Below are 23,746 nucleotides of genomic sequence, written 5' to 3'. Positions count from 1 at the left end.
CCTACGGCCTCACGTTGCGCCGACCGAGCAGCGGGGAGAAGCTGGGCGGCGAGGTCGGGGTGCCGGCGGTGTAAGTATAGGCTTCCGCGTTCACGGCCTGGGTGAGCTTCACAATCTGGGTCTGCCCGCCGGGCACAGTCGGAGGCAGCGAAACCCCGGCGGTCAGCGCGGTGATCGCGGCTGCGCCGTCGGCCCAATTCGTTTCCGCGCCGGCGTTGTACAGCGTCTCGACGTACTGGTTCAGAATCTTGGCATTGTGGGTCTTGGCGGTGTCGCCGGTCGCATCGATGAAGCGTTCGATCGTCGGCACGATCAGGGCGGCGAGCAGGCCGAGGGCGATGACGACCAGGAGGACCTCGAACATGGTGAACGCCTGCTGGCGGCGGAGCCGGCGGCGACCGGGCCGCGCGGGATGAATCGGGAGAGCTGCATTCTTCATGGGGGAGTAGGGGTTCGTGATGAAGCGATGCAGAGAGGTAAAATTTATTGTCACTAGTCAATCATGAAAATTGTTAGAAGGCTGATCCCAGAATTATTAGCAGCGAAATAGGCGATAAAAATGAGTTGCTCCGAACTACCGGTTAATCCTAGTCATCCCGGTGAGACTTTTGCCCTGGTTGGGGTGCGGCCGAGGGTATCGATGTGACGCGGTTAGGGTGTGTTTCCGCAGACCCGGTCTCCGTTCGAGCGCCGACGCGCGGTGAGGGACGCCACCGGACCCCGAAAATGGGCGCGTATCGCGCCGGACGGGGGCGTGACGCGCTCGACCTTGCCGGATCAGCGGGCGCCGACCTCGACGACTTCCACTTCAAAAATCAGCCCGGAGTCAGGCGGGATGCCCATCACCTTCGCGTGGCCGTAGCCCTGCGACGGCGGAATGAAGAAGGTCGCCTTGCCACCTGCCGCCAGCAGCTGCAGGCCGTTCGAGAGGCCGCGAATCGTCGCGCCAATCTGAAACTCGCTCGGCGTCTCGGCGCGGTCGAAAATCGTGCCGTCCTTCAGGCGGCCGACGTACCGCAGGCGCACCGGGCTGCCGATCCCGGGCTTCGGTCCGGTGCCTTCGGCGACGATGCGGTAACCGAGGCCGCTCTCCCGCCACTGCACCTCCGGCGCCAATGCCTCCGCGCCGAAAAGCGCCTCCCGCTCGGCCGCCTTCGCGTCCACCGTTGGCGCGGGCGTCGTCACCGGCGCGGGGGGCTCCTGCCGCGCGAACCAGACGTAGGCGCCGGCGAAGAGGGCGAGGAGAAGACCAACGGCGAGGAGGGCGCGTTTCATTTGATTTCGATGCGGACTTCGTAGGCCTGAGTGGCGGTGGCTTCGCGCTGGTCTGGCGGCAGCGCGAGGAAGCGGATGGTCCGGCGACCTTCGCGAATGGCGAGGAAGGACGCCACGAAGGTGCCGTCGGGTTGCGCGGTCAACTCGCGCCAGGGCGTCGTGAACCGGGTGTCGTTCATCACGAGCGTCCATTGTGTCCCGGGCGTCGTCAGCGCCGGCAGATGAATCACGACCTCCTGGTGGAAAGGCACCGTGACGAAGCGCGACTCTTCCGCGGCGGTGGTCGCGGGCACGTTCACCTGGCCTTTCGGCGTGAGCTTGGGCGCGGAGGCACACCCGGCTCCGGCGAGGATGAGGAGCGAGAGGACGGCGAAGAGAAGCGGCTGGCGCATGGACCGCATCAGGTTAGGCGATTGCGGGCGGAACCGAAGCGCGAAATCGCTCCGTCTACTCGGGGACCAGCTCGGGCACGACGGGCCGGCCGATGTGCCGGCGGATCGACTCGAGGTTTTCGCGGATCAGCGAGCCCATCGATTCGCAACGCAGGTAGTCGTGGCGCTTGTAGTGCTCGGCCAGGCCTTCGCGCAATGTGTGGATCTTGCCGGGCGGCGCGATCGGATCGCGCGCCATGTCGTGCAGGAGCAACCCGAGCCGTTCGGAGGCCAGCTGCGCGCGCTGCAGCATGAGCGTTTGCTCCTCGCGCGCGTACTGCCGCGCCGTCTCCACGCGCAGGTGCTTGAGGCAGTAGTTCACCAGGGGGGTGTTGTCCTTGAAGAACTGCGGCCGGTAAAAATTCATCCGCCCGTTGTAGCTCTGCTGGTCGAAATCCATGGCGCGGATGCGCAGCTGCGACTCCTCGAAATCGGGCGTGACGACGAAGACGAAATTGTAGGAGCGCATGTCGCCCAGGAGTCGCACGAAGCAGCGCTCGTTGAACTTCACCAGCTCCTTGGCCACGCGGATGGGCTTCGGGTCGGGCCGGCCGAGCCAGTCCTTGATGAAGATGTCCCCCGGGATGCCCGCCACGTGCTCCTCGACGAGGGTGTTGCCGTGGGTGAGGAACTGCATGCGGTTCGGCGACAACAGGTGCTCGAGCTCGAGCCCGTACACGCGCGAGGCGTCCGCGCGCTTCACGTAAAAGTAGTCCTGGTTGTCGTTGTAGGCGTTGACGATCCGGATGCGGAAGGGCGTCGAGTTGCCGAAGGTGCAGAAGTCGATCCGGTCGATGTAGAGGTGGTCCACCACGGACAGGTCGCCGTCGACCTTGAGCGAGGCATAAACCTCCTTCAGCGCCTCGTTCAGCGAGTGCATTTCCGACGTGTCGTAGATCACGGTGTCCCAGAGCGTGGGCTTGCCGTTCTCGTCCGGCAGCGGGCTCACCTCGCGGAACGCCAGGAGGCGTTCATAGGTGACCGGCAGGTCGCGCTCCCGCTTGTAGCGCCGCAGATAGCCGCGCAGCTCCGGTCCGATTGGGAAGCTCGGTTTGCGCGGTGTGCCGGCGGGCTCGATGGTGGCGTCGTCTGCCATGACTGCGCAAAGCTGCGCACCGGCCGCCGGGGAGGCAAGGGTCGGCGCGTGGGGCAACCCACCGGCGATACGTCCTCCGGTCCTAAAACAGGCTGAGCTGCTCGCCCGGTTTGCGGAAATGCTCCGTGGAAAGCGGCGTGCTCTCCTGGCTGAGCCCCACCCGGCGGCAGGTCACGTCGAACATCTGGGCCAGTTGGTCCGCGAACACGCCCCGGCCGATCCCGCGCTGGCCCCAGGCGCTGTCGTAAAGCCGTCCGCCGCGAAACGCCCGCATCCGGTCCAGCACGCGCGCCTGTTTCGTGGGCAGCTTTTCCGCCAGCCAGGCGGTGAACACGTCCTTCACCGAGTGCGGCAGCCGCAGGAGCACGTACCCCGCGCGCCGGGCGCCGGCCGCCGCGGCCGTCTCCAGGATGCCTGGCACCTCGTGATCGGTGAGCCCCGGAACCACCGGGGCCGTCATCACGCCCACTGGGATTCCGGCGGCGCTGAGCTGACGGATGGCGTCGAGGCGGGCGGCCGGCCGCGACGCCCGCGGCTCCATCAGGCCGCCGAGCTCCGGGTCCAGCGTGGTGACCGACAGGTTCACCGACACGCAGTTGAAACGCGCCAATTCGCTCAGGACGTCGATGTCGCGGGTGATCAGCGCGTTCTTGGTGATGAGGACGACGGGGTGCCGGAGTTCGGCGCAGACCTCGAGGCATTGCCGCGTGAGCCGAAACCGACGCTCCACCGGCTGGTAGCAGTCCGTGACGCCGCTCATCGCGATGGTCTGCGCCTGCCAGCGCGGCGCAGACAGCTCCCGGCGCAGGAGCTCCGGCGCGCGGAGCTTCACGAGGATCTTGCTCTCGAAATCGAGCCCGCTGCTCCAGCCGAGGTACTCGTGGTAGGGTCGGGCGTAACAATACGCGCAGCCGTGTTCGCAGCCGCGGTACGGGTTGAGCCCGTAGGCGAACCCGACATCCGGGCTTTCGTTGCGCGCCAGGACGCTCTCGGTGGCATCGTAGAAGAACTGCGTCCGCGGGTTCAGCTGCTCGTCCGGCGGGCAGTCGGGGTCCGGCTCGACGTGGAGGCGTTCAAACCGGTTGGGCGGGTTGAAATTCGAGCCGCGGCCCGTGGGCCACGCGGAATGGGGCGGGGCGGGGGATTGGTCGGGCGTGTGCATCTGTACACGTTAGCGGATTCCCGGCCGGCGCCAGCCCGAACTGCGACCGGGCCCGGCGGACGAGCGCAACCTGCTCGGCCACGTGGCATTCGGGGGAACGTGGGTTCGCACCCGGTGCCGCGGCGTGCGCGGGCCGCCCGCTTTCCCGCGCGCCCGCTTCTCTCCTGCCTGGGCGGGTCCGAGAGTGCGATCGGCGCTTCCGCGCCTGTGCCCGCGGCTCCGCGTGCTCGTGCGGCGTCGTAACGCCGCGCGGGGTCCGCCTGGCTCAGCGCCGCTTCAGCTTTGCCTGCAGCTTCCGGATCTCGGGACTGATCGCGCCGCAGTCGCCGCCGCCGCACCCGCCGCCCTTGCGTGACGCCACCGCGCGCCACACCAGCCAGGTCGCGGCGAGCGCCACGATTCCGAGGGCAAGAAGGGTCTGCAGGGTGGGTGACATGGCCGGGTCAGAAACCGAGCGCGCGGCCGGTCTGGTAGACGATGAAGCAGAGGATCCAGGCGGTGCCGGTCATGTAGCCGAGTTGGAACAGCGGCCAGCGCCAGGAGTTGCTCTCGCGTTTCACGACCGCGAGCGTGCTCACGCACTGCATCGCGAACACGTAGTAGATCATCAGCGTGAGGCAGACGAGCGGGGTGAACAGCGCGCGACCGTCGGGCCACTTCGCCTCGCGCAGCGCGGTGCGCAGCGGGGCGACGTCCTGGTCGTTGAAGTCCTCGACGTTGAACACCACCGCCGTCGAGCTCACGAACACTTCGCGCGCGGCGAACGACGTCACCAGGCCGATGCCGATGCGCCAGTCGAAGCCGAGCGGCTTGATCACGGGCTCGAGCACGCGACCCGCCTGCCCGGCGAAGCTGTGTTCGATCTGCTGCGCGGCCGGCGTGCCGGTGGGGGCCTTCGGGTACGCAGTGAGGAACCACAGCACGATGCTGATCCCGAGGATGATCGTGCCGGCGCGGCGTAGGAAGACCCAGGCGCGTTCCACCATGTGCTGCATCACGTCCTTCATCCGCGGCGCGTGATACGGCGGCAGCTCCATGATCATCACCGGCGGCTCGCCCTTCAGGAGCGTGCGCTTGAACAGCCACGCGAAGCCGAAGGCGCCGAATGTTCCCAGGCTGTACATGAGCAGCATGAGCCCGACCTTCGTCAGCAGCGGCACGCGGTCGTCCGGCACCAGTGCCGCGATCAGCAGCAGGTAAACCGGGAGTCGCGCGGAACAGCTCATCAGCGGCGAAACAAGCATCGTGACCAGCCGGTCCTTGGGCTGCTCGATCGTCCGCGTCGCCATGATGCCGGGAATCGCACAGGCGTAGGAGCTCAGGAGCGGGATGAAGCTTTTGCCGTTGAGGCCCACGCGACTCATCAGCCGGTCCATGATGAACGCGGCGCGCGACATGTAGCCCGTGCTTTCCAGCAGCCCGATGAAGAAGAACAGGATGAGGATCTGCGGCAGGAACATCACGACGCCGCCCACGCCGGCGATGGCGCCGTCGGTGATCAGGTCGCGCAGGTCGCCGGGCGCCATGCTCGTCTTCACCCATTCGCTCAGCGCCGACACTTCGCCGTCGAGCCAGTTCATCGGGTACTCGGCCAGCGTGAAGATGCTCAGGAACAGCAGCGCCATGATCGTGCCCAGGATCAGCCAGCCCCAGACGGGGTGCGTCACCCAGGCATCGATGCGATCCGACGTGGTAAGGCCGTTGGTGGCGTGGGACCGCAGGACGACCTTCTCGGCGATCACGCCGATGGCGTCGTAACGCGAGTTGACCAGCGCGGCGGCCCAGTCGGTCCCCTCGTGCTGCCAGCGCTTTTCCCAGGAATGCAGCAGCTCCTGGGTTTTCGGATGGAGGGGGGTGGAGCCGGCGACGCGGACGGAGTCCTGGTCGGTGAGCAGGAGGAGGGCCTCGGCCCGGGCGATCAGGGGCGCCTTGCCGTCGTGCGTGACGAGCGAGGCCTGCAACTCCGAAACGGCCGGCGCGATCGCGGCCGGGATGGTCCACGCGTGCTTCGAAAGCGGCAGGTCGGCTCGGCTCATCGCGAGCTTGAGCTCGATGACGCCCTTGCCGTTGACCGCCTCGCACGGGATCACCGGGATCCCGAGCTCGTGTTCCAGGCGGGCGACGCGGATGTCCAGGCCGGACTCGGCCGCGAGATCCATCATGTTGAGCGCGAGGATCACCGGCCGGCCGAGGTCGAGGATCTGGTGGACGAGGTAGAGGTTGCGCTCGAGATTGGTGGCGTCGACGACGCAGAGGATACGGTCGGGTTGCTGGGTGTCGGCGCGGCGGCCGAGGAGCACGTCGCGGGTGACAGCCTCGTCGGGCGAGCGGGCGGCGAGCGAGTAGGCTCCCGGCAGGTCGATGACGGTGATAGGCTGGCCGTGCTGGGAATAGGCGGTGCCGACCTTCTTCTCGACGGTCACGCCGGGGTAGTTGCCGACCTTCTGCTTCAGGCCGGTGAGGGCGTTGAAGAGCGTGCTTTTGCCGCAATTCGGGTTGCCCACCACGGCGTACACGGGAGTGCGGCCGGTGCCCGGCGCGCTGTTCGGCGCGGAGCGGGTGATGTGGGGGGCGGTGGGAATCATGCGTGGGAAAGAGGGAACGGTGAGCGGCGGGCGGGACGCCGCGGGCCGGGGCCGGAACCGGAGGCGCGGTGGCCGCGGGCGGACGGTGGGCGTCAGCCTTCGGCCCGCTCGACCAGGACGTGTTCGGCCTCGGCTTTGCGCAGCGTGAGGTGGTAGCCCCGGACCTTGATCTCGAGCGGGTCGCCGAGCGGGGCGGTGCGCACCAGCGTGATGCGCGTGCCGGCGAGGAGGCCCATTTCGCGGAGGCGCATGAAGGCGGAGCCCTGGCGCGGGTACTCGCGGACGGTCGCGGAGGCGCCGATGGCGAGTTCGGAGAGCTTGATGGCGGGAGTCATGGGAGCGGAGTGCTCAGCTCAGGCCCGGCGCGCGAGCAGCTCGACGAAGATGTTCATCGCGGCGTCGTGGTTGAGAGCGATACGGTTGCCATTCACCGCGCAGACGAAGGGGCCGCGGCCGCCAATCTTGCGGACGACGGCGGACTCGCCGAAGCCGAGTTCGCGCACGCGCTGGCAAAACTGCGGGTTGCCGGCCAGCTCCCGAATGCGTCCGGATTCCCCAGCGGGCAGCTGGCAGAGAGGCAGGATCGAGGCGGTGAGTGGGTTCACGGTTTGGAGGACCCAGAGATGAGATTCGGTTTCAGTCGCTCAGCAAGCAAAAGCTGGGAGCGCCGCCCTGAAACTCGGTAAGGCAATTTCTTACCGAGTTTTAAATCACTGTTGATCAATAAATAGCATGCGCTGCGTTTGTGCAGGGTACCGCTACGCAGCGCGTTGCGAGACGAAGTCGCAGGCAGAGGGAGCCTGACCTCACCTGCGGACCGGTGGACAGGTTCTTCTCGGCGGCGGGCGCTTAGGGCACGTTCCCCTGGCAGCGATCGAGGCGCCGCTGCACCTCAAGGAGATCGGCGGCCCATTCCGGGTTGGGCCGCGGGTGGCGCCGAGGCAGGGTGGCGAGCTGCCGGACGTGGACGTATCGCTCGCACAACTGCCCTTCGGTATGGAAAGCGGCGGTAATCTGCGCGCCTTTGGGAAAGTCGGTGAACTCGGTCCGGCCGCCGAGATCGTGCGCCGCAAACCAGGCACAGGTTCCACGGCTCGGGCATGGGACCGGTTCAGAGAATCCGCTCCCATGCGGGAAAACGGCGTGCGGCATTTCCTTCTCCTGCATCCCGGGACAAACGAACAGGGGTACGACTTCGCCTTCCGTGGCCGGCGCCCCACCTGGCTTCCTGACTGCGACGATTCGGCTGGGCATGGAGAACAGCGTATCCAGTCCACCACCATCGAGAAGGCTGGTGATTACCGGAAATCCGGTAGTGCCCCCGTGTGATTTCCCGCCCCCGGCTTTGGGGTGGTTTATTCAGGTAAAGAAGATTTGACAGGATTAACGCTTACGGCCAGACGTGGCGCGCCCTTCTCGGCTGCGCCCCATGATTTCGTACCCCCTGTCTGGCCGGCTCCTGCTCCCGGCCGTCCTCGCCCTCTCGGTTGCTGTCGCCGCGCCGGCGGATCGCCATCCCGAGCTCAAGAGCCGTCCGCTCGCGTGGACTGCCTACGACGGCTCCTTCCTCGTCGATCCGCGGAGCCGCGCCGAGATGATGGACTTCTACTGGAACGTCTTCGCGGCGCCGTACCCGGACATCGGCTGGACCGGCTCGCTCTCGCCGCAGGTCCCGGGCGAGATCTCCGAGCGCTACCGGCTGCGCGAATACGCCCAGCTGAATGCGTATCGGGCACTCAACTACTCGCAGCCGATGCAGGAAGATGCCAGCAAGCTGCCGATGGTGCAGGCCGGCGCGCTGGTGCTGGCGCTGAACCCGGAGCGGCCGTTCACCCATTACATCGACAGCACATGGGTCGGATACAACGAGCTGGCGCGCGAGGCGTGTCTGAGTTCCGAGATCGGTGCGAACACCAACCCGGTTCGGTTGACCGGTGGCATGGCCGATGGGTTCATTTTCGACAACGGGGCGATTAACGCAGCGACAGTAGGGCATCGGTCGGACTTGTTACACGACGCCACCGTCGGCGGCGCCATTGGGCTTGCGTCGAATGGAGAGTATCACCCTGACCTGTGGCATCCTGTGTTTGGGGCTCACACGGTGGACCCTTCACTGTTTGTCGCATGGCCTGCGCCGGGATACGTGCCCTACGCGCTCTTTCGGAAGTATCGGGCGGCTGAATCTCTTCGCTGGAGCTTCGCGTTAGCCTCAGACCACTCGGCACCCTACGCGAAAGCCGAGGCCGTTGTCACCGCACGCGTGAATGGGGTGGAAGTGCCCGTGCGCCACCTAGTCCGTAACGAAGATATCGATCCGATCACTTGGGATTTCGATACACGGGACCTTGATCTCAGAACGTCGCCCGATGGGACCACGGTGGAGATTACGGTCTCAAACATTACCGGCGTTCCGGTCGGCAGCACCGTGGTTCGCAGCTACCGCTACACGGTCACGTTTTTTGATGAGGAGAAGTCGATCGCATCATCGTCCGTCCACTCGCCAGTCACCCCGCTCATCAATTTATCGACGCGTGGAACCATCGGCTCCGGCAATGAGCAGATGATCGCCGGGTTCTGGATCACGGGCACGCTGCCAGTGCGCGTGGCATTGCGGACCCAGGGGCCGGGTCTCGCCAGACTCGGCGTGACCAATCCTGCCAAGAAGACACGGGTGCGCGTTTATTCGGGAGCAGGCGAGTTGCTCGGCGAAAACGCTGGTTGGCGCGAACACCCCGACTGGCGGTTGCTGCATGAGCTTGGGCTTACCCCGGCCACCGACGATGAGGCTGGCATGGTGCTCACGCTTTGGCCCGGGCCCTACACCGCGATCGTCAGCGACGAGCTGGGGTCGAACGGCACCGGACTCGTTGAGGTGTTCAATATCGACAACCTGAGTTCCTCTCGACTGCTGAATCTTTCGACGCGAGGCGTCATCGGCCCCGATGCGTTGATCGCCGGCTTCATCATCAAGGACAGGCCGCGGACGATTGTCGTGCGGACGCAGGGACCAGGCTTGGCGGTGCATGGACTCACCGGACTCGTGGCCGACACGACCCTCTCGGTCGTCGCGCAGCAGGATGGACGCGAGATCGCCCGCAACGACGATTGGGCCGATGGTCCGGAAAACGTCCGTCTGAAATCCGATCTGCGGCCTTTTGCGCCGAGCGACCCCCGGGAAGCGGCGCTGGTCGTGACCCTGCCACCTGGAGCCTACACGGCCGTGGTCGGGGCGAAAGGAGGCAGCGGCCTCGGACTCGTCGAGCTCTTCGACCTCGAACCTTAACCCCCATACCCCGGCATGAATACCCCAGCGTTCTGCGCCGACCACCCCGCCCCCCGCCTACGATCACTTCTGCTCTCCGCCGCCCTTCTCCTGACCGGCTCTGCGTCTTCGACTTCCGCCCAACCCGCGAGCCGACAGTTCTTCTCGGGCGGCTACATCGCAAAGAATGCCCAGACCCGCGAGTACGAGGCGCTTTCTCCGTACTGGAATACGCTGCGGACTAAGGTTTCTGACTCGACGCTGTCAGCGACGGCGAAGGCGAACGCCTATGCCTTGATCGATCGGCAGGTCGGAATGGCTCTGCCCGGGGCCGGGGGCTCATTCGATGGCACCGGCTGCACGCTGAGTGTCATGTGCGAGCGCGTTTGGGACTATTTGGTCCCGTCTGGTTATCTAGAGAACAGCGCGTATGCGGTGACGCTATCGATGGATGTCACGGATGTGCCGGAGGTGTGTACGCTGACCCTGACCTTCTCTGGCGGCGGCGAAGGTACCGCCAAAGTGAACGGCACGGGCTACACCGCGTCTGCCTCACTGCAATTTCCACCCGGGAAAGAGGTCACTGTCATTGCCGAGCCTTACCTCCAGAATCTATTCAACGGTTTCGACGGCGATCCGGCGGGCATTCGGGCGGCGAGGACGATTAGTTTCATCCTGAACAAAAGTAGGACGTTGGACGTGTCGTTCGTTCCGCAGGTCGATCTTCCCAACCGTGCGCCAGTGATTACTTGGGTCACACCACCCGGCGTTGTGGGAACAGGAGTATCGTATTCCCTGCGAGCCGAGGCTTCGGACGACGGAAATTTGCGTCGGATTACTATCTCAAGATCCGGAAGCGAAGTTGGCTCATATGATGAACGCTCAATCGGCCCCTCCTCCGCCACCGCCTCCGTCAGCAGCACCGACACTGGGCCCGCCACGATCACCTGGGTCGCGACCGCCACCGATGCTGCGGGCGCGTCTGCCTCTGCCACGCATGTCGTGACGATCAACGCGCCGCCCTCGGTCGCGGCTACCCTCAGCATTTCGCCCCAAAGCACTAACGCCCCCGGCTCCGCCACGGTCACGTGGTCCTCCGAGCACGCGACCGCAGTCGCGCTCTCCGGCCCGAATGGTTTCCAGAGCGCGCTCCCGCAGGGCTCCCAGACGGTGACCAACCTCGCCGCCGGTACCCATTCGTTCACCCTCACCGCACAGGGCTACGGTGGGCCGATCACGAAGTCCGTCACGGTCACCGTCGTGGAACCGGCCCAACTCACCGCTTGGCTTACCGTCGATCCGACCACCGCCACCGAGCCTGCCGCCGCCCGGCTTACCTGGGGCAGCACCAACGCCACCTCCGTGCTGGTCACCGGCCCCGCGAGCCAACTCAGTACCGCCACGTCCGGCGACCATGCGCTCACGGCCCTCGCCGCCGGCACGCACACATTCAATCTCCGGGCCGAGGGTCCCGGCGGCCCGCTCACACGTTCGGCCACCATCGTCGTACAACCTCGACCCGCCAGCGTCACCGCCACGCTCGCCGCCTCGCCGGTCTTCCTCGCCGCGCCCGGCAACACCACGCTCACGTGGAGTTCCGCCAACGCCTCCGCCGTCGCTGTCACGGGTCCGAACTTCGCCGGCAGCACTTCTCCCAACGGCACCCAGGCCATCACCGCGCTGCCCGTCGGCGATCACACGTTCACCCTCGTCGCCCAGGGCCAGGATGGTCCGGTCACGCGGTCGACCCTCGTGCATGTCGCTCCCGCGCCCAGCGGACCGCCTGTCTCCGCCTCCATCGAAGCCAACCCGTCCACCGGCACTCCCCCAGGCACGACCACCGTCACGTGGACCAGCCTCAACGCCACCTCGGTCATTGTCACCGGCGCCGGCTTGGCCGACACCACCGAGCCCAACGGCTCCCGCGTGGTGAAGGATCTTCCCGAGGGCCTGCATCATTTTACCATCACGGCGCAGGGTGTCGGTGGCCCCGTTTCCCGCACCGCCGATTTCTACGTGAGCAAACCGCTCCCCTACGTCACCGCCGCGCTCGCCGCCGAAGTTTCCGTGGCCACCGCCCCCGGCGTCGCCGCGCTCACCTGGTCGACCGAGAATGCGACGTCGGTCGTCGTGAGCGGCCCCGGCCTGGACCCACGCGGCGAGCCCACCGGCACGCAGACGCTCAACGGTCTCGCGGCCGGTTCCCACACGTACACGCTCACCGCCCAGGGTTTCGGCGGACCCGTCACCCGCACGGCCACCGTAGTCATCGGTGAGGGCTCAACCACCGGTCCGGTCACGGCCACCATCAGCACCAACCCCGATGCCGGCGGCGCCCCGGGCACCACCACGGTCACCTGGGCCAGCGCCAACGCCACGCGCGTGTCCGTCACCGGCCCGGGCCTGCCCGAAAAGAACTCGCCCAGCGGGAGCCACACGGTCTCCGGCCTCGATTACGGCAGCCATGTTTACACCATCACGGCCCAAGGCGAGGGCGGCCCCGCCGTGGCCCGGGCCAACTTCTCCGTCATCTCCGGCCTGTCCCGCACGCTCACCGTCGTCCCCGAGAACACCCCCGTTCCCTGGGGCGGCGACACCGTCACCTTCACCGGCTACAGCAGCCGCGCCGGTCCGGGATTCCTCAATCTCTGGCGCCGCGTCTTTGAGCGCCGGCTCGTCCCCACCTGGACCATCGTCGATTCCACCGAGGACCAGGAGGCAATCTGGGGCTGGAAGGACGTCATGACGACGGTCGAGCTCCCGCGGGTGTTCGTCACGACCTTCACCTTCACCATGGGCGTCGGCCCCGGGCAGCGGTGGGGCACCTGGAACGCGCCCGACAACTTCAGCAGCGAGCCGGTGGAGTATATGGTCGAGACCTGGGGCCAGGACATCTATGGCGGCCACGGCGTCGCCTTGTTCAAGCAGGATCCGGCCCCGCCGCCCCAAGCACAAAACGTCGTGCTCACGCCCACCTTCGCAACCGCTGCGCCCGGCGCCACCGTCATCCTCACGGCCGCCGGCGGACACACCAGCTACCACTGGACTGGCCTCAACGCCGACACCTCAAACCAGGTGCGCTTCGTCGTGCCGGCCAACGCCGTGGGCGGCTCGACGTACCCCGTGTCGGTGTACAGCCCGGCGGGCCGCCTCTGGAGCACGTATTGGGCGCAGTCCAACACCGTCACCGCCACCATCCAGGTCGTCGTCCCGCGCCAGGTCACCAGCCTCACCCCCCTCGCCAGCAGCATCACGGTGTCCGATCCGTCGAGCCCGCTGCACGGACGCACCTACCCACGCATGTGGCAGGACGGGAACTGGACCGCCTATCTCGGCCGCCCGGGCGTGAAGTTCGCTGTCAAAGCCAACGCGTCCCCGTCCGTCGCCGCCATCGAACTCCAGGCGAAACCTCCCGGCGGTGAGTGGACGCGCCTTGCGCTGCAATCACCCGCCACTGCCGCCGCAACGGTCGACCTCACGTTCGACGTGATGCTTGGCGAGACCGCACCCGGACAACCGCTCGTGCCGCTCTCCTTCCAACAGGGCGCGCCGCTCACCGGCCCCTGGGCCTTCCGCGCGCGCGTGCAGGATGCCGCGCAAGTGTGGAGCGATCCTTGTCCCGAAATCTCCGTCAACGTGATCCTGCCGGTCGTGACCAAAACGCTTTCCGGCCAGACCGTTCCTCCGGCTGGCGAGTTGGGCCAATGGTTCACTGCATCGCCGCTCAAGGAGTTCACGATTCCGCTGTGGATTCCGTAAAACGGGTGACGACCTTTTTTCTCGGCCGGGTGAAGCCGGCCGAGAAAAAAGTATCCGGACATTATGCCGGAGTATCTGGACATTATCCGATAAATCACTGGTGTGAGGGCAATTATAATTGTAGACATGTTGCCTTGGCGTCCTCCGTTTTCGCTGCGGGAATGGGCAGTGTCGGGGCGCGCCCACCAGCCAGTGATGTGCACGAAGGCGCGTCCAACCTGCGCCCCAAGGGGGCTCGCCTTGTGATGCGCGGACTCGCCGCGATTCCTCATTCGCGCTATTCGGTGTTACTGGGCGACACCCGATGTCGTCATGGTCCGGACATCGTTAGTCCCATAATCCAATGAAATCCCTCCGAGTTCTTCTTCTGGCGACCACCTTGGGCGCCGGTCTTTCTGCGATCGCCGCCGATGAGGCCGCGACTCCCGCCACTCCCGCGGCCCCCGCCAATGCCGAGGCCAAGCCGCTCGCCAAACCCACCGCGCCTGCCGGCCACAGGCTGGTGCAGCGGATCGACGAAGCCGTCGGCGGCCTCACGGCCGAGCAAAAGCTCAAGATCCAGGCCGTCATGTCGTCCTACGACGGCAAGATCCATGAGCTGAAGGGCAAGGAACGCCGCGCCGCCATGGACGCCCAGAGCGCCGAGATCCGCGCCGTCCTCACGCCCGACCAGCAGGCCAAGTTCGACGCCATGCCGAAGGAAGCGCCGAAGAAGGAAACGCCCAAGGCAAAGGAGAACCAGAAGGCCAAGCACAAGGGCCACAAGAAGGCTGCCACCCCGGCGCCCGCTCCCGCCGCGGAGTAACCTTTCGCCGTCTGGCGGCCGCAGGCCACCTGGCCTTTCTGGCCGCCAGCTCCGGCAGTGCCTCCACGGCCCCCGGTCGCCGGCGCTGCCGCCCGCGGCTCTCAGTGGGCCGCACCTCAGTCTCCTCTCCCTCGCGGACCGGTCTTCCCGGTCCGCTTCTTTTTACAGCCAGCGCGCGAGCGCCGTCCGCAGCTTCGCCCGCGCCCGGGCCACGCGGTTTTCCACCGCCTTCGGCGTCGCCCCGACCGCCTCCGCGATCTCCGCGTGCGAGAGTTGCTCGTACTCGGCCAAGACGATCGCCTCCCGCAGGTCCGTCGGTAGCGCCGCGATCGCATCGCGCACCGCCCGCGCCCGCTCGGCTCCTTCTGCCGAGGTCGCGCCCGTGGCGCCGTCGGCTGCTCCGTCGGTCCACGCGTCCAGCCCCACCTCCGGCCGGCTCCGCCACCACCGCAGGCGGTTGCGCGCCAGGTTTACCGCGATCGCAAACACCCACGGCCGGAACGCCGCGTCCGCCCGAAACCGGTCCCGCTGCTGCCACACCCGCACGAACGTTTCCTGCGCCAGGTCCTCGGCCTCCCGCGCGTTCAGCACCAGCCGCCCGATCACCGCCTTCACCGGCCGCTCCCACCGGCGCATCAGCTCGCCCAAGGCCGCCTCGTCCCCCGCCTGGACGCGCCGCATCAGCTCCGAGTCTTCACCCGGGGTCGGCGCGGCGTCGAGGGAGGCTTCCATCGCCAGCGGTCAGTGGTGCCGGTGGCCAACCGCCACGTCCGGCGGCGCCTGGTGGTCGAAGCGCGCGATCCGTGGCAGCACCAGCGCCAGGTAGCGCTCGCCCGCCTCGGGGGACATCAGCGCCGCACATTGCCGCACGTGCCGCGCGATCGCGGTCTCGCAGGTTTGCGTGAGCTCCGTCACGCGCCGATCCGCCGCGGCCAGCGTCGCGGCATCCGCCTGCTTTGCGCGCAAAGCATTCCGCTCCCGCGTCGCGTCCTGGATCGCCTCGCAATGTTCCGCGCACACCGCCGAGTACGACTCGTGCAGCTGCTTGATCGCCTTGAACTGCTCGTCGCTGAGCTGGAAGTCCGTCCGCAGCCACGCCAGCGCGTCTTGTTTCGCCAACGCCGCCGCCACTTCGGCGTCCTGCGACGCGCGGAACGACACCAGCCCGGCCAGGGCCGAGATCGCGGCCACCACCGCCAGCGTGATCATCCCGTATCTCATGGCCGCACCGGCTCCGCCTGTGCGAGCACCCGCGGGTCGAGTTCACTCAGATACGACGCCACCATCCGCTCGCGTCCGGCGGCGAGCCGCGCCTCGGCCATGTGGTGCCCGGTCCAACCGGCGACCGCCACGGCGGCCACGGTTGCGACCGACCAGCCGATCAGGTGGGCGCGCACGTATCTGGCCCACGTCTCCTGCGTGCGCGCGCGGATGCGTTGCCAGACGGCGGGACGGAAATTCGGGTCGGCCGGCGGACTCACCCGCCAGGTGGCGAGGGTCGACGGCAGCCTATCGTTGGGTTCACGGGCATTCATGAGACAGCACCGACTATAACCGCCCCGCCGAAAAACCCCTCACGAAATTTCCGCAGTCAGGTTGAGGGATTTCGCCGCCTGGCGGTTATTGTCACCTGAACATACCCATGAAACTGCGATCCTGCACCTCCCTCCTTCTGGCCGCCGCGGCCCTCCTGCTCTCGCTTCCCGCCATCTCGCAACCCGCTCACGCCGAGCAGGCTGCCGCCGAATCCGCCCCGGCCGGGAAGCTCATTCCCGTCGGCGAGAAGGACGCCGCGTGGGCCGCAAAGGAGCGCAAATCCTATCCGCTCCACACCTGCGTCGTGTCCGACGAGAAGCTCGGCTCGATGGGCAAGGCCGACGAGTACATCTACCGCGTCGAGGGCCAGCCCGACCGCCTCGTCGTGTTCTGCTGCAGCGGCTGCGAGGAGGACTTCATGAAGGAACCCGCGAAGTACCTCGCCAAGATCGACGCCGCCAAGGCCAAGGGTGGCAGCTCCGCCCCAAAGTCTGCCCAGGCGCCCGTCGCCGGCGGCTGCTGCCAGTAACCCGCCGCGCCTCCGCGCCGCGTTTCCTTTCCTCCGCTGCCGCGCCCTCCCCGGCCCGGCACCCGGCGTTGCCATGCCCAAATCCGCCATGCGCCTCCTCCCTTCTCTGACCGCCTTCGCGCTCACCGCCTGCTTCGGTGCGGCGCTGCCGCTGCCGGTCTCTGCCGCCCCTGCACCGGTCTCCGCGCCCGCGCCTGGCTCCTCGCGCGCCGAGTTTCTGCGCGTGGTGACCAGCGCGCCCGCGCTGGTTGCCGCCGCCCGGCGCACGAGCGCCGCCGAGGCCCGCGTCGCCGCGGCCGGCCGCCTGCCCGACCCGACGCTCGAGGGCATGGGCTCCCGCATGGTCGGCCCGATGGACGAGCGCAGCACGATGTACGAGGTCAACCTGCGCCAGCCCCTGCCCAAGGCCGGCGAGCGCGCGGCCGACCGCGATCGCGCCCGGGCCACCGCCGCAATGGCCGGCGCCGATTACGCGCTCATGGCCGGCGAGATGGCGGCCGACACCGCCATGGCCCTCGCCGAGGCCGACGGCGCGCAAGAGCGCATCCGGTTGTTGGAGACGCAGCTCAACCGCCTCGACGCCGTGCTCCGCAGCGTCGAGGTCCGTCTCGCCAGCGGCGGCGGCCGGCTCGCCGACCGGCTCACGATCCAATCCCGGCTCGCGGCGATGCAGCTCATGGTCGCCGAGGAGCGGACCATGGCCGAAGACGCACTCGCCGCCGCCCGCGGCCGGCTGGGCCTGGCCGCGTCTGCGCCCCTGCCGGCGTTTGCCGCGCCCGACGCCGCCGAGATCCGCCCGGATGATGCCGCCGTTCTGCAACTCGCCGCCGCACGCGTCAGCGAGGCCAACGCCATGATGCGCATGGCGCGCGCCTCCGGCCGGCCGATGACCTCGGTTGGCGTGCGCTATGAACAGAACCGCACCGCCATGGGCGACGAGAACACCGTCGGCCTCGCCTTCATGACCGACCTCCCCTGGCGCTCGCGGCGTTACGCCCGCGCCGAGCAACGCGCCGCCAGCGCCGAGCGCGACGCGGCCCGCACCGATGGCGATGCCGCCCGCTTTCGCATCACGACCGCGCTCAGCCGCGTGCAACGCGCCGCCGAACTCGCCGACACCGCGCGCCGGCTCAGCCGCGAGACGGTCCAGCGCCTCAACGCCGAATACGACGCGATGCTCCGCGCCGCCGGCGTGGGCGCCAACGCGGGTGCCGCCATGGGCGGCGACTCCACCGTCTTCCAACTCGTCGAACTGCTCGAGAAGATCACCGACACCGAGCTTCAGGTCGTCCGCGCCGAAACCGCCCTGCGCACCGCCCAGGCCGAGCTTTGGCGCTACCTGCCCACCGCCCAGTTCCAGCCGCAAACCTGAACTGCCGCGATCGCCACGCCCAACCGAACCTCCGCTCTTCGCCTCCGCCTATGATCCGCCACCTTTCCGTCTTCCTCGCCACGTTCGTCGTTGGCGCTCTCGTCACGCTCGGCGCCCGCGCTGCCCGCTATCAGCCGCACGCCGCGGCCAGCGCTGCCGCGGTCGGTGGCGGTGATTACGCCGCCATGGTTTCCAACCCGCTCGCGCCCGCTGTCGCCACTTCCGGATCCTCGACATCCTCCGAACCCGCGGGCGCGCCGGCGCCGGCCGTCACGCCAACCGCTTCGGCCGCGGCCACCGCCGCCGCGCACGACCACAGCGGCCACGGTGCGGCGCCGGCCTCGGCTGCGCCGACGGCCGACCCGAAGCAGCCGGTGAACACCCGCTGCGCCATCTGCGGCATGCCGGTCGATCCGACGATTCCCACCGCCACCTACCAGGGAAAGACCATCGGCTTTGGCTGCCGGATGTGCCCGCCGAAATTCAAGGCCGATCCCGACCGCTACGGCCCGCTCTACCTCAAGAACGAGGTCGTGAAGCGCTGAGCCCCACGCCCGCTCACCCTCTCCGCCTCGCGCCGTCCCGCCTCACCTCTCTTTCGCATGCGCCCTGCTCCTTCCCTCCTGATCGGTGTCGCCGGTCTCCTCGTCGGCGCCACCGTCATCGGCCTCCTGCCGGCCTCCGCCCTCTTCACGCCGGCCGAGGCTCACGACCACGCCGCCGAGGCCGCCACCGCCGGCGAGCGCTGGGCGTGCCCGATGATGGACTACATCGGCAACCGCCCGGGGAACTGCCCCGTGTGCGGCATGAAGATGACGCGCGTCACCGCCGGTGAGCTCACTGCCGAGCAGCAGCGGCGGATGGATGTCCAGTTGTCCACGGTCGTCGCCGGCCCGGCGCGTCCGCTCGTGCGGGCGTATGGTATCGTCCGATACGACGACCGCACCGCCCAGGTGATCGTGCCACGCGTGGCCGGCCGCATCGTCCGCCGGCACCCCGCCGCGCTCCATGCCGGCACCGTCGTGCAGGCCGGCGATCCGGTCGTCGACTTGTACAGCGCGGAGGTGTTCGCCGCCCAGGGCGAACTCGCCGCCGCCGTGAAGCTCGGCGACCAGCCCACGATCCGCGCGCTCACCGAGCGTTTTGACCGCTGGAATCTCGCCCCGGTCGCCCGCGCCATCCTCGACGGACACCTGCCGGTCGACACCGTCACGATCACGAGTCCGTTCGCCGGTCGCGTCGTGCTCGCGCTCGGCGGCGAGGGTGACGCGATGGACGGCCGCCTGCCGCAGGTGGGCCAGGAGGTGATGGCCGATACCGCGTTGCTCCGGCTCGTCGAGCCCGACGCATACATGCTTGTCATGCAGGTGCCGGAAACGCGGGCGCGCTGGCTCCGCGTCGGCCAGCCGGCCCGGCTCGCTTCGGATGACCTGGGCGAGCTGCCCGACATCGAGGCGGGCGTCGCGTGGGTCGCGCCCGAGCTCAACCGTGAACTGCGCACGCGCGAGGTGCACGTGCACTTGCGCGATCCCCAAGGGCGCCTGCTGCCGGGCAGCCTGATCAACGCGCGTTTCGAAACCGCGCTCACCGCCGACCTCGAGGCTGCGGACCCCGCCGAACCTTCCACCTGGGGCCGGTTCACGCTCGTGCCGAAGACCGCCGTGCTTTCCACCGGCGTGCGTCACGTCGCGTGGCGCGTGGCCGAGCGGCAGTCGGACGGTCGCCTCCGCTTCGAACTCGCGCCGCTCGCGCTCGGGCCGCGGCTCGAGGACGAGTCGGGCAACGATGTTTACGTCGTGCGCGCCGGCCTGAAACCCGGCGACGAGGTCGCCACGCAGGGCGTGTTCCTCATCGACAGCCAGGCGCAGCTCGCCGGCACGCCCAGCCTCCTCTTCCCGCACGGCGCGGTCAGCCAGCCCGCGTCCGCCGCGCACCAGCACTGACGCCTTCGCCCTTCACCGTGCTCTCCTTCGTCATTCGCAACACGTTCCTCACCCTCGGCGCCGCGCTGGCGCTGGCCGTCGCCGGGCTGTGGGCCTGGCGTCACGTGCCGGTCGACGCGATTCCCGACCTGAGCGACAACCAGGTCATCGTCTGGGCCGAGTGGCCGGGAAAAAGTCCGCAGGACATGGACGACCAGGTGACGTCCCGGCTCGCCCGCGAACTGCAGGGCCTTCCCGGCGTGCAGACGGTCCGCGGCATGTCGCTGTATGGCGCCAGCTACGTGTACGTGATCTTCGCGGAGCGGCGGGACCTCTACGAGTGCCGTACCCGCGTGCTCGAGCGGCTGTCGCAGCTCCAGGGCGTCCTGCCCGAAGGCGTGAACGCCCGGCTCGGACCCGACGCCACCGCAATGGGTCAGGTGTATGCGTTCACGCTGCAGGGTCCGCGCGATCTCGAACACAAGCGCTACGTCCTCGACCAGGTGGTCGTGCCCGCGTTACGCGGTGTGCCCGGCGTGGCCGAGGTCGCGCCCGCGGGCGGAGTCGGCCGCGAGTACCAGATCGACGTCGATCCCAACCGGCTCGAGGCCCAGGGGCTCACGCTCGACATGCTGATGATGGCCGTGCAGCAGGCGGGGCGCGACGTCGGTGCCATGAGCGTGGAGCAGAGCGGCATCGAGACGATGATCCGGGGCGTGGGCTTCATCCGGTCGGTGGCGGACGTGGAGAACATCGTCCTGCGCGGCGACCGGCAGCGCGGCGCGGGCCTGCGGCTGGGCGACGTCGCGCACGTGCAGCTCGGCGGCCAGTTTCGCCAGGGACTTTTGGCGGACGGTTACCAGGAGCACGTGGGCGCGATCATCGGCATGCGCGTCCGCGAGGATCCGAAGACCGTCATCACGGCAGTGAAGCAGCGGCTCGCCGATCTCGCGCCCACGCTCGCGCGCGAGCAGTTGTCCGCCGTCGCGTTCTACGATCGCTCCCAGCTTATCCGCGAAACGACGGAGACGGTCACCGACACGCTGAAGGAGGCGATCATCACCACGGTCATCGTGGTCGTGGCGTTCCTGCTGCATGTGCGCGCGAGCCTCGCGGTGGCGGTGAGCCTGCCGCTGGGGATGCTGTTCACGTTCCTCGTGATGCATGGGTTCGGTCTCGGCGCGAACATCATGAGCCTCGCGGGCATCGCGATCGCGATCGGCGTGATGGTCGATTTCGGGATCATCATGACGGAGAACATCACGCAGCACCTCGTCGACTTGCAGGAGAAGTGTCGGCGCGAGGGGCGGCCGATGCCGACGTCGCCGTTCAACGCGGAGATCACCGACACCGTGATCCGCGCGGCGCAGGAGGTGACGCGCCCGCTGCTCACGTCGGCCGCGACCACGATCATCGGCTTCCTGCCGATCTTCGCGCTGACCGACCAGGCGGGCCGGCTCTTCGAACCGCTCGCGCTGACGAAGTCGCTCGCAATCACGGGCGCGGTGCTGTTCGGCACGCTGCTCGTGCCCGTATTGTGCCGGCTGCTGCTGCCGCCCTGGCATGTGCGCAAGCCGCTCCTGCTCGGGCTGGCGGGCGTCGCGGGCGGCGTGGCGTTCGCGTGGTTCATTCGCGACGGCTGGTCGCTCCCGCTCGATCACGGGCGCTGGGCGATCACGGTCCCGGGCTGGTTGTTCGCGCCGCTGTTTGCCGTGGTCGTCGCCGCCGCGATCTGGCGCCTCGGGCGCGAGCGGCTGGTGAGCTACGAGGAGAATCCTGCGAGCCACGCGATCCACGTCGGCTACGAATGGGCGTACGCGCGCATCCTCCGGCACAAGGTGCTCTTCACGGCGGCGATCGGCACGATGGCCATCGGCGGCTACCTGCTGGGCGTGGGCTGGCCTACTGTCGGCTGGCCGCTGCGGCGGCTGGTCGCGGCCGCGGGCGGCGATTTCACGCAGACCCGCGTCGATCGCGCGCTCACGCGGCTGTTCCCGGGCGTGGGTTCCAGTTTCCTGCCGCCGCTTGACGAGGGCAGTCTGCTCTTCATGCCGTCCATTCCCGCCACGGGCGGACTGGGCGAAACGCAGCGGATCATGCTCACGCAGAACCGGCTGATCGAATCCGTGCCCGAGGTGGCTTCGGTCATGGGCAAGATGGGCCGCGCCGAAACCGCGCTTGATCCCGCGCCGATCGGCATGATCGAGACGGTCGTGCTCCTGAAGCCGTACGCGGAGTGGCCGGTGCACGAGATGCCGCGCGCCGACGGCACCGTGGAGAAGCGGCCGCGTACGTTGGCTGAGGTTCGCGCCGCGCTTGCTGCGATCACGGAAATCCCCGGCGTTGCGCCGAGCTGGCTCCAGCCGATCGAGACCCGCGTGGTGATGCTCTCCACCGGCATCCGCAGTCTCATCGCGCTGCAGGTGCTGGGCGATGACCAGGACGCGCTCGAGCGTTTCGCCGAGGCGGCCGAGAAGGTCATCCAGCCCACGCCCGGCGCGGCCGACGTGCAGATGCAGCGCGAGGGCGGCAAGCCCTACGCCGAAATCCGGCTGGATCCGGCTAAGCTTGCGCGCTTCGGGCTGACCAACGAGCAAGTCATGCGGTCGGTTGAGACGGCGCTCGGCGGCATGGCCGTGACGTACTCCGTCGAGGGGGCGCTGCGTTATCCGGTGCGCATCCGCTACGAACGCGAGCGGCGCGATGACCCGGACGAGTTGCTCGGGGTGCGCATCCCGGTGCCCGGTGGGATGGGCGGCGTGCCGCTCAGCAGTGTCCTCGCGGTGCCGACGGTGCATACGCTGCAGCTCGCGGACCACGGCGGGGACGCCAACGCATTCGTCGCCGGCCTGCCGCTTACGGCGCAACGCAACGCGACCGTGTTGGATCCGCACCGGCTCGAACTCACCGTACCGGCGGACGAGTCGCTGCCGGCCGCGGTATTGGCGGCGATCAAGGCCGGACACGCGCGCGTCGTCGCCACGCGGCCGAGCGAGGCGGGGCTGACCTACACGATCGGGCCGATGGCGATCCGTTCGGAAGGCGGCAAGCGCACGCAGTACGTGCTGCTCAACGCGCGCGGCCGCGGCGAGGTCGAGGTCGTGCGCGATGCCGATGCGCGGCTCCGGGCCGCCTTGTCGTCCGGCCAGCTGGAGCTGCCGGCGGGTGCGACCTATCGTTGGGTGGGCCGCTACGAGCAGAAGCTCAAGGCCGACCAGACTCTCCGTTGGATCATCAGCGCGTCGATGGCGGTGATGGTGCTGCTGATCTATCTCGGCACGCGGTCGTGGCTGATCACCGCGATCATCGTCTTGGCCAACGCGACGGTCACGACCGCGGGCGGGTTCTTCTTCGTGTGGCTCTGGGGGGCGGAGATGACGACCGCCGTGGTGGTCGGCTTCCTGGTGCTGCTCGGCGTCATGTTCAACGACGGCATCCTGCTTGGGACGTACATCCAGGAGCAGTTCAAGACGCACCCCGGCACGCTTGCCGAAGTGAACCGCCGGGTCTTCCAGGCCGGCCTGCGCCGGCGCCGGCCCGCGATCATGACCAACGCGACGGCCATGCTCTCGCTGATCCCGGTGCTCTGGGCCACGGGCCGCGGGTCCGAGCTGATGCAGCCGATGGTGCTGCCGGTGGTGGGCGGCATGGTCTTCGATTTCGTGTCCCTGTTCTCCGTCCCCGTCTTCTTCACCTGGTACTGGGAACGCCGCCTCGCCCGCGAAGCGCGCGCAACGACCACGTAGCCTTGCGTGTGACGCCGTGACGGCCTGACCCCGTCGGAAATGGGGTCAGGCCGTCACGGCGTCACATCTAGCTGCGGCTCTGCCCGCGGCGGGACAGGACCAGGCGTATAGACCTTTGACGCAACCAGCCTGACTGCTCAGGCGGCGCGACGCAGGGCAGGGGCGGCGGCGGGTTGGGCGGAGGCGCCGATCCACGGACGGGTGGCCGGCAGTCGTTTGCGGCTGGAGGTTTCGTTCAAGAGGATGCGAGCTGATCAGAATCGGCT

General features: G+C 68.2%; 21 protein-coding genes. 9 read left to right on the top strand and 12 right to left on the bottom strand.

Annotated features, from left to right (window positions below):
- Position 1 precedes the first annotated feature (1 nt).
- The 9 genes from DB354_RS04190 to DB354_RS04155 form a co-directional block, all read right to left on the bottom strand.
- The gene (locus DB354_RS04190; RefSeq protein ID WP_107834186.1) at positions 2-439 is read right to left on the bottom strand and encodes a type II secretion system protein; all 438 of its coding nucleotides are present in this window, start codon (positions 437-439) and stop codon (positions 2-4) included.
- A gap of 338 nt (positions 440-777) precedes the next feature.
- A complete protein-coding gene (locus DB354_RS04185; RefSeq protein WP_158277363.1) occupies positions 778-1,275 on the bottom strand; it encodes an FKBP-type peptidyl-prolyl cis-trans isomerase in 498 nt (165 codons plus the stop codon).
- Positions 1,272-1,667, bottom strand: coding sequence for a hypothetical protein (locus DB354_RS22220; protein WP_158277362.1), 396 nt, complete (start codon positions 1,665-1,667; stop codon positions 1,272-1,274). The genes DB354_RS04185 and DB354_RS22220 overlap by 4 nt, the downstream gene beginning before the upstream one ends.
- 55 nt (positions 1,668-1,722) lie before the next feature.
- On the bottom strand, positions 1,723-2,802 hold the full coding sequence (locus DB354_RS04180; RefSeq protein ID WP_107834184.1) for a hypothetical protein: 1,080 nt from the start codon (positions 2,800-2,802) through the stop codon (positions 1,723-1,725).
- Between the two features lie 82 nt (positions 2,803-2,884).
- Positions 2,885-3,964, bottom strand: coding sequence for a PA0069 family radical SAM protein (locus tag DB354_RS04175; RefSeq protein WP_107834183.1), 1,080 nt, complete (start codon positions 3,962-3,964; stop codon positions 2,885-2,887).
- 265 nt (positions 3,965-4,229) lie between these two features.
- Positions 4,230-4,400, bottom strand: a complete 171-nt coding sequence (locus DB354_RS04170; protein ID WP_107834182.1) for a FeoB-associated Cys-rich membrane protein — start codon at positions 4,398-4,400, stop codon at positions 4,230-4,232.
- Positions 4,401-4,407: 7 nt separating this feature from the next.
- Positions 4,408-6,549: a ferrous iron transport protein B gene (gene feoB, locus DB354_RS04165; protein ID WP_107834181.1), complete on the bottom strand. Its 2,142-nt coding sequence runs from the start codon at positions 6,547-6,549 to the stop codon at positions 4,408-4,410.
- Between the two features lie 92 nt (positions 6,550-6,641).
- Positions 6,642-6,884, bottom strand: a complete 243-nt coding sequence (locus DB354_RS04160) for a FeoA family protein (protein ID WP_107834180.1) — start codon at positions 6,882-6,884, stop codon at positions 6,642-6,644.
- Positions 6,885-6,902: 18 nt separating this feature from the next.
- A complete protein-coding gene (locus DB354_RS04155; RefSeq protein ID WP_107834179.1) occupies positions 6,903-7,154 on the bottom strand; it encodes a FeoA family protein in 252 nt (83 codons plus the stop codon).
- A gap of 358 nt (positions 7,155-7,512) precedes the next feature.
- Here DB354_RS04155 and DB354_RS21915 point away from each other — a divergent pair, with 358 nt between their 5' ends.
- From DB354_RS21915 to DB354_RS04135, 4 genes are all read left to right on the top strand, one after another.
- Positions 7,513-7,878: a hypothetical protein gene (locus DB354_RS21915; protein WP_146180103.1), complete on the top strand. Its 366-nt coding sequence runs from the start codon at positions 7,513-7,515 to the stop codon at positions 7,876-7,878.
- A 100-nt stretch (positions 7,879-7,978) separates the two neighbouring features.
- Complete coding sequence (locus DB354_RS04145; RefSeq protein WP_107834177.1) at positions 7,979-9,832, top strand: hypothetical protein; 1,854 nt, start codon at positions 7,979-7,981, stop codon at positions 9,830-9,832.
- A gap of 15 nt (positions 9,833-9,847) precedes the next feature.
- A complete protein-coding gene (locus DB354_RS22215; protein ID WP_158277361.1) occupies positions 9,848-13,570 on the top strand; it encodes a hypothetical protein in 3,723 nt (1,240 codons plus the stop codon).
- A gap of 343 nt (positions 13,571-13,913) precedes the next feature.
- Positions 13,914-14,375: a hypothetical protein gene (locus DB354_RS04135; RefSeq protein WP_146180102.1), complete on the top strand. Its 462-nt coding sequence runs from the start codon at positions 13,914-13,916 to the stop codon at positions 14,373-14,375.
- Between the two features lie 162 nt (positions 14,376-14,537).
- On the opposite strand, the gene DB354_RS04130 is transcribed toward DB354_RS04135, so the two are convergent.
- From DB354_RS04130 to DB354_RS04120, 3 genes are read right to left on the bottom strand one after another with little or no spacing between them, the layout of a single operon-like run.
- Entirely contained in the window at positions 14,538-15,107 is a 570-nt protein-coding gene (locus DB354_RS04130) for a sigma-70 family RNA polymerase sigma factor (RefSeq protein WP_107834174.1), read from the bottom strand.
- Between the two features lie 9 nt (positions 15,108-15,116).
- Positions 15,117-15,596 carry a hypothetical protein gene (locus tag DB354_RS04125; RefSeq protein WP_146180101.1) on the bottom strand — a complete coding sequence of 160 codons (480 nt, stop codon included), beginning with the start codon at positions 15,594-15,596 and terminating at the stop codon, positions 15,117-15,119.
- Positions 15,593-15,910 (bottom strand): hypothetical protein, encoded by a 318-nt coding sequence (locus DB354_RS04120; protein ID WP_107834172.1) that lies wholly within the window; start codon positions 15,908-15,910, stop codon positions 15,593-15,595. The genes DB354_RS04125 and DB354_RS04120 overlap by 4 nt, the downstream gene beginning before the upstream one ends.
- Before the next feature lie 107 nt (positions 15,911-16,017).
- Here DB354_RS04120 and DB354_RS04115 point away from each other — a divergent pair, with 107 nt between their 5' ends.
- The 5 genes from DB354_RS04115 (at position 16,018) to DB354_RS04095 (ending at position 23,480) form a co-directional block, all read left to right on the top strand.
- A complete protein-coding gene (locus DB354_RS04115; protein ID WP_107834171.1) occupies positions 16,018-16,440 on the top strand; it encodes a hypothetical protein in 423 nt (140 codons plus the stop codon).
- An 88-nt stretch (positions 16,441-16,528) separates the two neighbouring features.
- Complete coding sequence (locus DB354_RS04110; protein WP_158277360.1) at positions 16,529-17,812, top strand: TolC family protein; 1,284 nt, start codon at positions 16,529-16,531, stop codon at positions 17,810-17,812.
- A 50-nt stretch (positions 17,813-17,862) separates the two neighbouring features.
- The gene (locus DB354_RS04105) at positions 17,863-18,357 is read left to right on the top strand and encodes a hypothetical protein (protein ID WP_107834169.1); all 495 of its coding nucleotides are present in this window, start codon (positions 17,863-17,865) and stop codon (positions 18,355-18,357) included.
- A gap of 57 nt (positions 18,358-18,414) precedes the next feature.
- A complete protein-coding gene (locus tag DB354_RS04100; RefSeq protein WP_107834168.1) occupies positions 18,415-19,755 on the top strand; it encodes an efflux RND transporter periplasmic adaptor subunit in 1,341 nt (446 codons plus the stop codon).
- Positions 19,756-19,772: 17 nt separating this feature from the next.
- The gene (locus tag DB354_RS04095; RefSeq protein ID WP_146180100.1) at positions 19,773-23,480 is read left to right on the top strand and encodes an efflux RND transporter permease subunit; all 3,708 of its coding nucleotides are present in this window, start codon (positions 19,773-19,775) and stop codon (positions 23,478-23,480) included.
- Positions 23,481-23,746 lie beyond the last annotated feature (266 nt).

Source organism: Opitutus sp. ER46 (assembly GCF_003054705.1).
Classification (GTDB): Bacteria; Verrucomicrobiota; Verrucomicrobiia; order Opitutales; family Opitutaceae; genus ER46.
Note: the sequence above shows the minus strand (reverse complement) of the source record. Positions and strands in the feature narration are given on the sequence as shown.

Coding starts and splice junctions, on each gene's coding strand:
- DB354_RS04135 (WP_146180102.1), top strand. CDS start 13,914: ATGAAATCCCTCCGAGTTCTTCTTCTGGCGACCACCTTGGGCGCCGGT.
- DB354_RS04105 (WP_107834169.1), top strand. CDS start 17,863: ATGATCCGCCACCTTTCCGTCTTCCTCGCCACGTTCGTCGTTGGCGCT.
- DB354_RS22215 (WP_158277361.1), top strand. CDS start 9,848: ATGAATACCCCAGCGTTCTGCGCCGACCACCCCGCCCCCCGCCTACGA.
- feoB (WP_107834181.1), bottom strand. CDS start 6,549: ATGATTCCCACCGCCCCCCACATCACCCGCTCCGCGCCGAACAGCGCG.
- DB354_RS04130 (WP_107834174.1), bottom strand. CDS start 15,107: ATGGAAGCCTCCCTCGACGCCGCGCCGACCCCGGGTGAAGACTCGGAG.
- DB354_RS22220 (WP_158277362.1), bottom strand. CDS start 1,667: ATGCGCCAGCCGCTTCTCTTCGCCGTCCTCTCGCTCCTCATCCTCGCC.
- DB354_RS04190 (WP_107834186.1), bottom strand. CDS start 439: ATGAAGAATGCAGCTCTCCCGATTCATCCCGCGCGGCCCGGTCGCCGC.
- DB354_RS04125 (WP_146180101.1), bottom strand. CDS start 15,596: ATGAGATACGGGATGATCACGCTGGCGGTGGTGGCCGCGATCTCGGCC.
- DB354_RS04185 (WP_158277363.1), bottom strand. CDS start 1,275: ATGAAACGCGCCCTCCTCGCCGTTGGTCTTCTCCTCGCCCTCTTCGCC.
- DB354_RS04170 (WP_107834182.1), bottom strand. CDS start 4,400: ATGTCACCCACCCTGCAGACCCTTCTTGCCCTCGGAATCGTGGCGCTC.
- DB354_RS04115 (WP_107834171.1), top strand. CDS start 16,018: ATGAAACTGCGATCCTGCACCTCCCTCCTTCTGGCCGCCGCGGCCCTC.
- DB354_RS04100 (WP_107834168.1), top strand. CDS start 18,415: ATGCGCCCTGCTCCTTCCCTCCTGATCGGTGTCGCCGGTCTCCTCGTC.
- DB354_RS04120 (WP_107834172.1), bottom strand. CDS start 15,910: ATGAATGCCCGTGAACCCAACGATAGGCTGCCGTCGACCCTCGCCACC.
- DB354_RS04110 (WP_158277360.1), top strand. CDS start 16,529: ATGCGCCTCCTCCCTTCTCTGACCGCCTTCGCGCTCACCGCCTGCTTC.
- DB354_RS04145 (WP_107834177.1), top strand. CDS start 7,979: ATGATTTCGTACCCCCTGTCTGGCCGGCTCCTGCTCCCGGCCGTCCTC.
- DB354_RS04180 (WP_107834184.1), bottom strand. CDS start 2,802: ATGGCAGACGACGCCACCATCGAGCCCGCCGGCACACCGCGCAAACCG.
- DB354_RS04175 (WP_107834183.1), bottom strand. CDS start 3,964: ATGCACACGCCCGACCAATCCCCCGCCCCGCCCCATTCCGCGTGGCCC.
- DB354_RS04160 (WP_107834180.1), bottom strand. CDS start 6,884: ATGACTCCCGCCATCAAGCTCTCCGAACTCGCCATCGGCGCCTCCGCG.